Annotated in this window: 12 protein-coding genes; 2 read left to right on the forward strand and 10 right to left on the reverse strand. The window is 74.3% G+C overall.

Going from position 1 to position 12,883, the window contains the following annotated elements:
• From GTW08_RS25475 to GTW08_RS25490, 4 genes are all read right to left on the reverse strand, one after another.
• Positions 1-327, reverse strand: a 327-nt coding sequence (locus tag GTW08_RS25475; RefSeq protein ID WP_161152640.1) for a helix-turn-helix domain-containing protein, incomplete at its 3' end; no start/stop codon positions are given.
• Positions 328-392: 65 nt separating this feature from the next.
• A complete protein-coding gene (locus tag GTW08_RS25480; protein ID WP_073578124.1) occupies positions 393-1,355 on the reverse strand; it encodes a bifunctional riboflavin kinase/FAD synthetase in 963 nt (320 codons plus the stop codon).
• Positions 1,356-1,420: 65 nt separating this feature from the next.
• A complete protein-coding gene (gene truB / locus GTW08_RS25485; RefSeq protein WP_073578125.1) occupies positions 1,421-2,317 on the reverse strand; it encodes a tRNA pseudouridine(55) synthase TruB in 897 nt (298 codons plus the stop codon).
• A 9-nt stretch (positions 2,318-2,326) separates the two neighbouring features.
• Positions 2,327-2,986: a response regulator gene (locus GTW08_RS25490; protein ID WP_073578276.1), complete on the reverse strand. Its 660-nt coding sequence runs from the start codon at positions 2,984-2,986 to the stop codon at positions 2,327-2,329.
• A gap of 118 nt (positions 2,987-3,104) precedes the next feature.
• On the opposite strand from GTW08_RS25490, the gene GTW08_RS25495 reads away from it, so the two are divergent.
• Entirely contained in the window at positions 3,105-4,577 is a 1,473-nt protein-coding gene (locus tag GTW08_RS25495) for a cation:dicarboxylate symporter family transporter (protein WP_073578126.1), read from the forward strand.
• Between the two features lie 121 nt (positions 4,578-4,698).
• Positions 4,699-6,477 carry a sensor histidine kinase gene (locus tag GTW08_RS25500; RefSeq protein ID WP_073578127.1) on the forward strand — a complete coding sequence of 593 codons (1,779 nt, stop codon included), beginning with the start codon at positions 4,699-4,701 and terminating at the stop codon, positions 6,475-6,477.
• A 172-nt stretch (positions 6,478-6,649) separates the two neighbouring features.
• Here the strand turns inward: GTW08_RS25500 and GTW08_RS25505 are convergent, their stop codons facing one another.
• The 6 genes from GTW08_RS25505 to infB form a co-directional block, all read right to left on the reverse strand.
• The gene (locus GTW08_RS25505; protein WP_073578128.1) at positions 6,650-8,035 is read right to left on the reverse strand and encodes an MATE family efflux transporter; all 1,386 of its coding nucleotides are present in this window, start codon (positions 8,033-8,035) and stop codon (positions 6,650-6,652) included.
• Positions 8,032-8,586 (reverse strand): class I SAM-dependent methyltransferase, encoded by a 555-nt coding sequence (locus GTW08_RS25510; protein ID WP_073578277.1) that lies wholly within the window; start codon positions 8,584-8,586, stop codon positions 8,032-8,034. The genes GTW08_RS25505 and GTW08_RS25510 overlap by 4 nt, the downstream gene beginning before the upstream one ends.
• A gap of 216 nt (positions 8,587-8,802) precedes the next feature.
• Positions 8,803-9,801 carry a DHH family phosphoesterase gene (locus GTW08_RS25515; protein WP_073578129.1) on the reverse strand — a complete coding sequence of 333 codons (999 nt, stop codon included), beginning with the start codon at positions 9,799-9,801 and terminating at the stop codon, positions 8,803-8,805.
• On the reverse strand, positions 9,798-10,244 hold the full coding sequence (gene rbfA, locus GTW08_RS25520) for a 30S ribosome-binding factor RbfA (protein ID WP_062401126.1): 447 nt from the start codon (positions 10,242-10,244) through the stop codon (positions 9,798-9,800). The genes GTW08_RS25515 and rbfA overlap by 4 nt, the downstream gene beginning before the upstream one ends.
• Before the next feature lie 179 nt (positions 10,245-10,423).
• Positions 10,424-10,717 carry a DUF503 domain-containing protein gene (locus GTW08_RS25525; RefSeq protein ID WP_073578130.1) on the reverse strand — a complete coding sequence of 98 codons (294 nt, stop codon included), beginning with the start codon at positions 10,715-10,717 and terminating at the stop codon, positions 10,424-10,426.
• A 69-nt stretch (positions 10,718-10,786) separates the two neighbouring features.
• Positions 10,787-12,883 (reverse strand): translation initiation factor IF-2 (infB, locus tag GTW08_RS25530; RefSeq protein WP_161152641.1); only part of this gene is annotated, 2,097 nt, incomplete at its 5' end.

The raw sequence follows: 12,883 nt of genomic DNA on the forward strand, positions 1-12,883 counted from the left end.
CCACGGCGTCGGCTCCTGGCGGACCCGGGCCAGCAGCACGTCGCGCTCGGCGTCGGGCACCGGGCCGTGCGCGAGCCGCCGGTCCAGCGCGGTCATCCGGCCCAGCACCGCCGGGTCCCCGATCTTGACCCGGCGCCCACCCGCCAGCTGGGACAGCATCGCCGGGCTCAGCCCGACCGCGGCGGCGAGGCGGGCCTGGGTGATGCCGAGACCAGTCGTGAGCCGGCGGATGCGCTCGTCGAGGGGCTCGCCGTAGATCGCGCTCTGGCGGTCGCGGTTACGCGCGATCTCCTGCGCCACCGGGTCCGCGGTGCGGGGGTCGTCCATGCCGGACAGCCTCGGCGCCCACGCGGTGCGGGCGTGGACGTTCGGCCCCGGCAGGGGGTTTTCACCTAACCCGGAGCCCCGTCGGGTCCGGTCGCGTCGCCGGCCGCGGTGAGGATCTCCCGGCAGGTCGCGACGTCGCGGCCCATCTGCGCGACGAGCGCCTCGATGCCGTCGTAGTGCTCCTGGCCGCGCAGCCGCTCGACGAACTCGACGCCGACCTCGTGGCCGTAGAAGTTCTCGTCGACGTCGAGTACGTAGACCTCGACGGTGCGCACCCGCCCGGAGAACGTGGGGTTGGTCCCCACCGAGACGGCGCCCATCAGGCGGCGGTCGCCGATGCGGAACCAGCCCGCGTAGACGCCGTCGGCGGGGATCGCCGTGTGCGGGGGGCTGGCGACGTTTGCCGTCGGATAGCCCAGGTCACGGCCACGCTTGTGGCCGTGCACGATCACACCGTCCACCCGGTGCCAGCGGCCCAGCGCGTGCGCGGCGTCGCGGACGGCCCCGGCGTCGATGCAGGACCGGATGTAGGTGGAGGAGAAGGTCACGTCGCGGTCGGAGACGAGGTCGAGGGCCTCGCAGGCGAACCCGAAGCGACGGCCCAGCTCGGCGAGGGTCCCGACGTCGCCCTCGGCCCGGTGGCCGAAGGTGAAGTTGCTTCCCACGACGACGACGGCCGCGTGCAGCCGGTCCACCAGCACCTCGTGCGCGAACCCGGCGGGGGCCATCCGGGACAGCGCCTCGGTGAACGGGATGACGCAGAAGACGTCCGCGCCCGCCTCGGCCACGAGCTCCGCCCGCCGGTCGAGTGTGGACAGCCGCGCCGGGTGCGTGCCCGGCCGGATCAGCTCGGCCGGGTGCGGGTCGAACGTCACGACGACGGCGGGCAGGCCGCGCTCGTGCGCCCGTTCCACCGCGCGGGCGATCAGCTGCCGGTGTCCCCGGTGCACCCCGTCGAACACGCCGACGGTGACGACGCACCGGCCCCAGCCGGGCGGAACCGCCTCCAGACCACGCCACCGCTGCACGGTCGCGAGCCTAGGCGAACCGGGTGGGATCCCGTGCAGCGGGCGACCGCGACCGGCCCCGGCCGTCAGCCCGCCGGGGCGAGCACGACGACCGGGCGCGCGTCGCGCCCGCGGTCGGCCATCAGGGCCAGCGCGGCGCCGTCCGGGGCGAACACGCCGTAGGTGCCCTCGATCCCGGCCGCGGGCAGCGACTTGCCGAACCGCACGTCGGTGGCGGCGGAGGCGTCGAGGTCGAGGCGGGGGAACGCCGTCGCGACGGCCGCGGCGAGGTCCAGCGACAGCCCGGGGTCCTCGGCGAGCTGCTCGACGGTGCGCGCGTGCTCCAGGGTGAACGGTCCGACCCGGGTGCGCCGCAGCGCGGTCAGGTGCCCGGCGGAGCCCAGCGCGGCGCCGAGGTCGCGGGCGAGCGCGCGGACGTAGGTGCCCGAGGAGCAGTCGACGGCGACGTCCAGATCGCACCACGCCCCCTCGCGGCGCACCGCGAGCAGCTCGAAGGCGGACACGGTGACCGGGCGGGCCGGGATCTCGACGGTCTCGCCGTCGCGGACCCGCTGGTAGGCGCGCTTCCCGTCGATCTTGACCGCGGAGACCGCGCTGGGGACCTGCATGATCTCGCCCGTCAGCGCGGCCGTCGCGGCCCGGAGAGCGGCGTCGTCGGCATCGACCGGGACGGGCTCGCCGATGGGCGTGCCCTCGGCGTCGTCGGTGTCGGTGGCCTGCCCGAGGCGCACGGTGGCGGTGTAGGCCTTGGTGTCCAGCGACAGGTGCCCGAGCAGCTTGGTGGCCCGCTCGATGCCGACGACCAGCACCCCGGTCGCCATCGGGTCCAGCGTCCCGGCGTGGCCGACCTTGCGGGTGCCCATGATCCGGCGGAGCTTCCCGACGACGTCGTGACTGGTCGGGCCCCGGTCCTTGTCGACGATCACGAGTCCGGGCGGCGGGGGCGGGTTGCGTGCGGGCACGCCGGGACGCTAACGCGCCAGCCGGTACCCGACTCCACGGACCGTCACCACGACGTCGCGGGTGCCCAGCTTCGACCGCAGCGACGCCACGTGCGCCTCCAGCGTGCGTGCCGCGGAGGCGTCGGCGATCCCCCACACCTGCTCCAGCAACTCGGTGCGCGGCAGCACCGCGCCCTCGCGGCGGGCGAGCGCGGCGAGCAGGTCGAACTCCTTGCGGGTCAGCGCGACCTCGGCGCCGCCCGCGGTCACCGCGCGCCGGTCGAGGTCGACGACGACGTCGCCGACGCTCACCGTCGCGGCCACCGCCGAGCCGGTGGCACGACGCAGGACGGCCTCGATCCGGGCGACGAGCTCCTCGGTGGAGACCGGCTTGACCAGGTAGTCGTCGGCGCCCGAGCGCAGGCCCTGCACCCGCGCCGCGACGTCGCCGCGGCCGGTGATCGCCAGGATCGGCACCCGGGACCGCTCCCGGATCTCCCGACAGACGCCGATGCCGTCGCGGTCGGGCAGGCCCATGTCGAGCAGCACCACGTCGGGCTCCCGCTCGGCGACGGCCGCGATGGCCGCGGACCCGCTGGTCACGAGGTCGGTCGGGTAGCCCTCGCGGACGAGGCTGCGGCGCAACGCGTCGCCGAGGATCGCGTCGTCCTCGACCAGCAGCACCCGCACGCCGCCCACCCTAGCCACGCTTTCCTCAAAGCTTCCTCAAGCCCGGTGTCCCCGCGGTTGCCCCACGACACGACCCGACCCCATCGTTTCCCCACCGCACACGTCGAGGAGGACGGACATGGCCGAGGTCGCCAACGCAGACGGCTCGTCCGGGACGGGGTCCACCACCCCCACCCGGACCAAGAAGAAGGTCTACACCCAGCTCTGGTTCTGGGTCATCGTCGGCATCGTCTCCGGGATCCTGGTGGGCTTCCTCGCCCCCGGGTTCGCCAAGGAGACCAAGTGGCTGGCCGACACGTTCGTCCAGATGATCAAGGTCATCATCGGCCCGGTCATCTTCTGCACCGTGGTCGTCGGCATCGCCTCGCTGGGCAACCTGGCCCGCGCCGGCGGTCTCGCCGCCCGGGCGCTGGGCTACTTCCTGGTCATGACCGTCATCGCGCTGACGATGGGGCTCATCGCGGGCAACGTGTTCCAGCCGGGCGCCGGATTCACCGGCCAGCCGAGCGCGTCCGACCTCGCGAAGGCCACCGACCAGGCCGCGACCGGCAGTCAGGAGTCGGGTGTCATCCCGTTCATCCAGGACTCGCTGCTCCCGCACAGCTTCTTCGGCCCGTTCGTCGAGAACTCGGTGCTGCAGGTCCTGGTGCTGGCGATCCTGTCGGCCTGCGCCATCTCCTCGCTGAACCCGGCCCTGCGCAGCCGCCTGGTCGGCGGCATCGAGGGCATCGCCCAGGTCATCTTCGGCATCATCAAGATCATCATGTGGGCCGCACCGGTCGCCGCGTTCGGCGGCATGGCCTACACCGTCGGCCAGATGGGCGGCGGGTCGCTGGTCAACCTGCTCAAGCTGATGGCCGTGTTCTGGGGCACCTGCGCGGTGTTCGTGGTCGTCGTCCTCGGCGCGGTCTCCTGGGCCGCCGGGTTCAACGTCCTCAAGGTCATCCGGCTGATCAAGGACGAGCTGCTGATCATCGTCGGCACCTCGTCGTCGGAGTCGGTGCTCCCCCGCTTCCTCACGAAGCTCCAGTCCGCCGGTGCGTCGAAGCAGACCGTCGGCATGGTCATCCCGACCGGCTACTCGTTCAACCTCGACGGCACCTGCATCTACCTGACCCTGGGTGCGCTGTTCATCATCCAGGCCGGGGGCGAGGTACTGCCGATCGGCGCGCAGATCGCGCTGGCCGTGCTCATGGTGCTGACCTCGAAGGGCGCCGCCGGTGTCACCGGCGCCGGGCTGGTCACCCTGGCCGCGTCGCTGCAGGCCTTCGGCGGGGAGTTCTTCACCCCCGAGGCCATCGTCGTCGGCCTCGCGCTGATCGTCGGCATCGACCGCATGATGTCCGAGGGCCGCGCACTGACCAACGCGATCGGCAACGTCGTCGCCACCCTGGTCGTCGCCCGCTGGAACGGCGAGCTCGACCGTGAGCGGCTCGCCGCGGTGCTCGACGACCCGACGCTGGTCGAGGCCGACATGGAGGCCGCGCACGGTGGCGGGGCCGCGGACGCCGAGATCGACGAGGCCGCCGACGGCGCCGCGAAGCCGGACGCCGACGAGTCCCGTCGCGAGAAGGTCGGCGCGGGCTCCTGACCGGACACGTCCTCCTCCCATGACCGTCGCACCCCCGCGGAGCCCCGAGGCCCGCGGGGGTGTCGACGTCCCGGCCGGTGCACGGGTCCCACTGCCGCCCCCGCGGTGGCAGGCTGGGCCCGTGCGCCGGCCGCTCCGTTCCTCCCCGCCGCTGCGCCGCTCGCGGCTGGTGCGGCGGCTGTTCCTGCTGCAGGTCGTCACCGTGCTGCTGACCGTCGGCGGGCTCGCCGCGCTCGGCGGCTACGGGGCGAGCCGCCTGGAGCACGACGCCGCGGGCCGGCTCACCACCGGGATCGCGCTGTCGCTCGCCTCGGACCCCGAGGTCGTCGACGCCGTCCGCGACGGCGGCGGTCTCGCCGCCCTCTCCGCCCGCCTCCAGCCCATCGCCGAGCGGGTCCGGCGGGCCACCACCACCGGCTTCATCGTCGTGATGTCCCCGCAGGGCATCCGCTACAGCCACTACAACCCCGACGAGATCGGGCTGCCCTACCAGGGCAACATCGCCCCCGCGCTGGCCGGGCGGACCTCGACCGAGGTCTACACCGGCACCCTCGGGCCCTCGGTCCGCACCGTCACCCCGGTCCTGGTCGACGGCCGGATCGCCGCCGTCGTGTCCGTCGGCGTGCTGCAGACCCGGATCAGCGACCTCGCCCTGCGCTCGCTGCCCGGGATCGTCGCGGCCGCCGCGGGGGCGGTGCTCGTCGGCTCGGGGCTGGCGGTGCTGCTGGCCCGGCGGCTGCGCCGCCAGACCCTGGGGCTGGAGCCCGAGGACATCACCGCCGCCTACACCCACCACGAGGCGGTGCTGCACGCCGTCGGCGAGGGGCTGCTGGTCGTCGACGGCGACGGGCGGCTCGTCGTCGTCAACGCCGAGGCCCGGCGGCTGCTCGGCCTGCCCGGCCACGACTCCCCCGACGACCCCGCCGTACCGGGGCGGCCGCTCGCAGGCCTCGGCATGGACCCCGCCGTCGCCGCCGTGCTCACGAGCGGGCTGCGCTCGGACCTGCGCGACCGGGCCGCCCTGGCCGGGGAGCGGGTGCTGCTGGTCAACAGCAGGCACGCCGGGCCGGCCGCGGGCCCGGGGACGCGGGTGTTCACGCTGCGCGACCGCACCGAGCTGGCCGGGGTGCTGCGCGAGCGCGACGAGGCCCGCGACACCGTTGCCGCGCTGTCCGGCCAGGCCCACGAGTTCGGCAACCGGATGCAGACCGTCCTGACCCTGATCGAGCTCGGCGACACCGTCGACGCCGCGAAGGCAGGGACCGCCGCGCTCGACCGCACCCGCGGCCCCGCCGCGCAGGTCGTGGCCGCGGTCTACGACCCGGTCCTCGCCGCGCTGCTCGCGGACAAGGCGTGGCAGGCCGCCGAGCAGGACGTCACCCTGACCGTCACCGACACCTGCGACCCCGACGTCCTGCCGGACCTGCGGCTGCCGTTCGCCGCGGACGACCTGGTCTCGCTGGCCGGGAATCTCGTCGACAACGCGATCGAGGTGGTCGCCGGGCGCACCGGGGAGCGGTCGGTCGCGGTGGCGCTGAGCACCGCTCCGGACGGCCGCGAGCTGCGGCTGGAGGTCGCCGACAGCGGTCCCGGCGTGCCCGAGGACACCGCCCGCGAGCTGTTCACCTTCGGGTTCAGCACCCGGGCCACGCGCGGCGGCCGCCCCCGCGGCATCGGGCTGGCCCTGGTCGACCGGATCGCCCGCCGCCTCGGCGGGTCGGTGACGGTCGGTACCCGCGACGACGGCAGCGGCGCCGTGTTCACCGTGCGGCTGCCGCTCCCGGCCGGGTCCCCCGGGGACGACGGGAACACCGGGTCGCCGGAGGACCCCGGGGCGCCGCTCCACCGGCCGGGTGCCGCCGTCCACCGTTCGGCGACCCCGGCCACCGACCGGGGCTGAACCCCGCCGCCACCACCGGGCCCCAGGCGCCTCGGGGAGGAGCGCCGCGCGGGACGTGGCTCGGTGCCCCGTCCCGGAACCGCCGAGTGGCACGTCATGCACCTCCGGACCTCGTCACCGGGTGCCTGGTGTGCCGCTCGGCCGCCCGGGCTCCGTCGACGGGCCACGCGCGTCAGGCCCGGACCTCCCCCGGGACCGCCCAGCGCCCCGACCGCGCCCGCAGCCCCACCGCGACCAGGCGCACCACCATGAACGCGGCGAGCCCGGTCCAGATCCCGGCCAGTCCCCACCCGAACAGCAGCGACAGCCAGATCATCGGCAGGAACCCGCCGAGCGCGGCGAGCAGCGTCGTGGTGCGCAGGAAGGCCGCGTCACCGGCGCCGAGCAGCACGCCGTCCAGGGCGAACACCACCCCGGCGATCGGCTGCAGCGCGGTGAAGAACCACCACGCCGCGGGGATCGCCGCGAGGACCGCCGCGTCGCGGGTGAACACCGGCGGCAGGACGGGGTAGAGCGCGGCGAACAGCACGCCGAACCCGCAGCCGAGCACGAGGCCGTAGCGGGTGACCCGGGCGGCGAGCGACCGCGCCGGTCCGGTGTCCGCACGGTCACGGTCCGCACCGTGTCCGCCGTCCGCGCCACCCAGGGCGGCCCCGACCAGCGACTGCGCCGCGATCGCGACCGCATCGAGCACGAGGGACTGGAACACCCACAGCTGCAGCACGATCTGGTGCGCGGCGACGGACTCGGACCCGAACCGGGCGGCGACCGCCGTCGCGGACAGGAAGCAGGCCTGGAACCCCAGCGACCGCACGATCAGGTCGCGGCCCATCGTCGCCTGCGAACGGAGCACCGCGGCGTCCGGGGCGAAGCGGACCGGGTCACCGGCGGGCGCGCGCCGTCGTTCGACGACCAGCGCCCGCAGGAACAGCGACGCCGCGACGGCCTGCCCCGCGACGTTGGCGATCGCCGAGCCCTCCAGCCCCCAGCCCGCCCAGTCCCCCGCCCCGTGCACCAGCAGCGGACAGAGCAGCGCGGACAGCAGGTTGCCGCCGATCACGATCCACATCGGGCGACGGGTGTCCTGCACCCCGCGCATCCAGCCGTTGCCGGCCAGCGTCACCAGGACCAGCGGGGCGCCGAACAGCGCGATCCGCAGCCACGACACCGCGCCCTCGGCGATCACCGGGTCCCCGGCGAGCAGCCCCGCCAGCGGTGCCGCGGCGAGCTGTCCGAGCACGACGACCAGCAGCCCGACGCCCAGCGCCAGCCAGGTCGCCTGCACACCCTCCGCCACCGCGGCCGACCGGCGCCCGGCACCGTAGAACCGGGCCGCGCGCGCCGTCGTCCCGTAGGACAGGAACGTCAGCTGGGTCGTGACCTGCGCGAACAGCACCGCCGCGACGGCGAGCGAGGCCAGCGGCAGCCCACCCAGCCGTCCGACGACGGCCGTGTCGACCAGCAGGAACAGCGGCTCGGCCGCCAGCACCGGGAGCGCGGGCAGGGCGAGCCGGAGGAGGTCACGGGGCCCGCCCGCGATGGGGGCGGGCCGGGTCACCGACGGGGACGACGGCAGAGGAAGCAGAACGCGGGCGGCAGGTTGCGCCACACCGTTCGGGTCATCACGACCTCGTCGAACGTGTCGTGCAGGGCCGCCTTGAACCGCCGCGCCGAGGGCATCGGCAGGGTGTGGGAGTAGGCGAACGTCGCGAACGCACCGGTCTCCCCCACCGCCCCGACGACCTGGTCGAGGATCTCCTGCTGCATCGTCCGGTCGAACAGCGACCAGGGCAGCCCGGAGATCACCGCGTCGACCGAGGTGATGTCGCGCTCGGCGAGCAGCGCCCCCAGCTTGCGGGCGTCGCCGTTCACGACCTCGACGCCCGGGTGCCGGCTGCGCAGGTAGTCCGCCATCCGCGGGTCCAGCTCGACGGCCAGGTGCCGCCCCTCCGGGGACAGCCGGCGCGCGACCTGCGCGGTCACCGCCCCGGTACCCGGCCCCAGCTCCACGACGACCGGCGCGCCGTGACCCGGCGCGATACGGGCCAGCTTCGCCGACAGCCGCGGCGAGCTCGGCCATACCGCACCCACCTGGGCCGGGTTGCGCAGCCAGGCCCGGAGGAACTCCGGCCACCCGCTGGGCTCGTTGCCGTGACTGTCGTCGCCCCCGCGGGCCGCAGCGGGCTCGGATCGCACCGCTCACCTCCTGGTCTCGCGGGACACGCTACGTGCCCCGGTGCTGCGACACCGGACCGCCCCGAGGTCCATCCGATCGTGGTGTCGCGGCGATGTACCCCGGATGAACCCGATCAACCGGGCACGTGCTCAGCGGGCCAGTTCCGCCCGGAGCAGCTCCAGGAGCTCGTCGCGGGTACCGGAGCGCTCGAACCCGGCGGCACCGGTGTGCCCGCCGCCGCCGAGCGTCGTCGCCACCCGGGACAGGTCCGGGGACCCGTTGCCGCGCAGCGACACCGACCACTCCCCCGGTGCCGTCTCGGTCAGCAGCGCCGCCACCCCGCCCCCGGCCGCGGCCTGCAGCGGCCCGACCAGGGCGACCGTGCGGTCCCGGAACCGGGTCGCGGTCGCCACGTCGACGGCGGCCCACACCAGGTCCGCCCCCGCCGCGACGTCCTCCTCCCGGTGGGCCCCGGCCAGCACCGTGGCCTGCGCGGCGAGCCAGGCGAACGGCACCGGACCGCCGATGTCCCGCAGCAGCGGAGCGGGCTCGACACCGGCGTCGACGAGCTCGGCGCCCAGCCGGAGCGCATCCGCACCACCACGCCGGAAACCGCCGGTGTCGGTGTAGAGCCCCGCGAACAGGGACCGGGCGAGGACCGCGTCCAGCGGGACGCCCAGCTCGGCGAGCACCGCCCGGACGAGAGTCACCGTCGCCGGGGCGCCCGGGTCGACGAGGTACCGGTCCGTGAACGCCACGAACGACGCGTGGTGGTCCACCGCCAGCGACGACCCGGACGTGTCCAGCACCGGCTCCAGGTCTCCCAGCCGGGGGGACGACGAGATGTCGCAACAGACCAGCAGGTCCGGCGCGCGCGGCGCGTCCACCGAGGCGACGACCAGCCCGGCGGGGTCGAGGGTGTCGACCAGCCCGGCGGGCACCGGGTCCGGCCCGCCGAACGACACGGTGACCGGGATCCCCGCGCGGTGCAGCGCCGTGGCCAGGGCCAGGGCGCTGCCCGCGGCGTCCGCGTCGGGCCGGACGTGCCCGACCACGAGCACGTCACGGGCCCGGCGCAGCACTGCCGCTGCCCCGGCCGGGTCGACCGGACCGGGACCCGGGACGGTCTCGTGCGCGCCGCCGGTCACTCGGCGTCGGTCTCCCGCGGGGCCTTGTACGGGTCCGCGTCCCCCGCCGGCGACGCCGTGGCCGCCAGCCGGGCCACCTCCTCGTCGGAGGCGCGGGTGCGGGCCAGCAGCTCCTCCATCCGGCGGGCCGTGTCCGGCACCGCGTCCAGCACGAACGCGAGGCTCGGCGTGTGCCGCACCCCGGTCTGCTGTCCCACCCGGCTGCGGAGCACCCCGCTCGCGCTCTGCAGCGCGGCGGCTGCCCCCGCGGTGTCCGGCTCCTCCTCCAGCGAGGCACCCATGACCGTGTAGAACACGGTCGCCTCGCGCAGGTCGCCGGTGACACGGGTGTCGGTGATCGTCACCATCGCCAGCCGCGGATCCTTCACCTCGTGCTCGAGGGCCTCCGCGACGATCTGCGAGATCCGCTTCGCGAGCTTGCGCGCGCGGGCCTGGTCGACCATGTCCTGCTCCTTCCAGCGGGTCGTGCGAGCCCGAGTCTAGGCACGGGTCGCGGGGTCACGCCGCGTTCGATTCTCGGTCCTGCCGGTTCGTCCCCCGACCGCCGGGACGCGGTGCCGCTGCGTCGTCTCCCGACCGCCGGGACGCGGTGCCGCTGCGTCCGTCCCCCGACCGCCGGGACTCAGTCGTCGTCGGGGCCGAACAGCCGGGTCCGGGCCGACAACAGCTCCAGCTCGGGGCGGGCGGCCACCAGCCGCTCGCACCGCTCCAGCAGGGCACGGACGTGCCCCACGTCGGCGGCGACACAGCTCACACCGATCAGCGCACGCCGGTGCAGGTCCAGATGTCCCGCCTCGGCCGCCGCCACCTCGAACCGGCGCAGCTCGGCCAGCAGCGGACGCACCGCCGAGCGCTTCTGCTTCAGCGACCGGACGTCGCCGAGCAGCACGTCACACTCCAGGGAGCCGACGTACACACACACCTCCGCTGACGCCGACGGGGCGGCCGGTGACCGGCCGCCCCGTCGGAGCGCGTTCGTCAGCCGCTAGTCGCGCGGCTTCTCCCGCATCTCGAACGTCTCGATGACGTCGTCGACCTTGATGTCGCCGTAGGTACCGAGCGTCAGACCGCACTCGAAGCCCTCGCGGACCTCGACCACGTCGTCCTTGAACCGGCGCAGCGAGGAGATCGGGAGGTTCTCGTGGATCACCTTCGAGTCGCGCAGCAGGCGCGCCCGGGCGTTCCGGCGGATCTCCCCACTCATCACCAGGCAACCGGCGATCGTGCCGAACTTCGAGGACTTGAAGACCTCGCGGACCTCCGCGCGGCCCAGCTCGACCTCCTCGTACTCCGGCTTGAGCATGCCCTTGAGGGCCGCCTCGATCTCGTCGATCGCCTGGTAGATCACCGAGTAGTAGCGGATCTCGACGCCCTCGCGGTTGGCCAGCTCCGTGGCCTTGCCCTCGGCACGGACGTTGAAGCCCATGACGATGACGTTGTCCGCGATGGCGAGGTTGATGTCGCCCTCGGTGATACCGCCGACGCCGCGGTGGATGACCCGCAGCTCGACCTCCTCACCCACGTCCAGCTTCATCAGGGCTTCCTCGAGCGCCTCGACGGTGCCCGAGTTGTCACCCTTGATGATCAGGTTGAGGGTGTTGGTCTCCTTCAGCGCGGCGTCCAGGTCCTCCAGGCTGACGCGCTTGCGACGGCTCGCCAGCTCGGCGTTCCGCTCGCGGGCACGCCGCCGGTCGGCGATCTGGCGCGCGACCCGGTCCTCGTCGACGACGAGGAACGTGTCGCCCGCACCCGGCACCGACGTCAGACCGATGACCTGCACCGGACGCGACGGGAGCGCCTCGGTGACGTCCTGGCCGTGCTCGTCGACCATGCGCCGGACGCGCCCGGAGGCGTCGCCGGCCACGACCGAGTCGCCGACCCGGAGCGTGCCGCGCTGGACCAGCACCGTGGCCACCGGGCCGCGACCGCGGTCGAGGTGACCCTCGATGGTGACGCCCTGCGCCTCCATCTCGGGGTTGGCCCGCAGGTCGAGGGCCGCGTCGGCGGTCAGCAGAATCGCCTCGAGCAGGGCCTCGATGTTCGTGCCCTGCTTCGCGGAGATGTCGACGAACATGGTGTCGCCGCCGTACTCCTCGGCCACCAGGTTGTACTCGGTGAGCTGCTGACGGATCTTCTGCGGGTTCGCACCCTCGACGTCGATCTTGTTGACCGCCACGACGATCGGCAGACCGGCCGCCTGGGCGTGGTTGATCGACTCGACGGTCTGCGGCATCACACCGTCGTCCGCCGCCACCACGATGACCGCGATGTCGGTGGACTTGGCACCACGGGCACGCATGGCGGTGAACGCCTCGTGACCCGGGGTGTCGATGAACGTGATGAGCCGCTCCTCGCCCTCGAGCTCGGCCGCGACCTGGTAGGCGCCGATGTGCTGGGTGATGCCACCGGCCTCGCCCTCGCGGACGTTCGCCTTGCGGACCGTGTCCAGCAGTCGCGTCTTACCGTGGTCGACGTGACCCATGACGGTCACGACCGGCGGACGCGCCTCGAGCGCGTCCTCGTCGCCCGGGTCACCGAACTCGATGTCGAACGACTCCAGCAGCGCACGGTCCTCCTCCTCGGGGGAGACGACCTGCACGCGGTAGTTCATCTCCTGGCCGAGCAGCTCCAGGATCTCGTCCGAGACCGACGCGGTGGCCGTGACCATCTCACCGAGGTGGAACAACACCTGCACCAGCGAGGCCGGGTTGGCGTTGATCTTCTCGGCGAAGTCGGTCAGCGACGCGCCACGCGGCAGCCGGACGGTCTCGCCGTTGCCCTTCGGCAGGCGGACGCCGCCCACCGAGGGAGCAGCCATGGCGTCGTACTCCTGGCGCTTCTGCCGCTTCGACTTGCGACCCCTGCGGGCCGGTCCGCCGGGACGGCCGAAGGCACCCGCGGCACCGCCGCGGCCACCGGGACGACCGCCGCCACCGGGACGACCACGGAATCCACCGGCCGGGGGCGGACCACCGGGACCGCCGCCACCGGGACGGAAACCGCCGCCACCGCCACCGGGACGACCGCCACCGGGGCCACCACGGCCACCGCCGGGGCCACCACGACCGCCGCCGGGGCCACC

This window comes from Pseudonocardia sp. SID8383 (assembly GCF_009864975.1).
GTDB lineage: Bacteria > Actinomycetota > Actinomycetes > Mycobacteriales > Pseudonocardiaceae > Pseudonocardia > Pseudonocardia alni.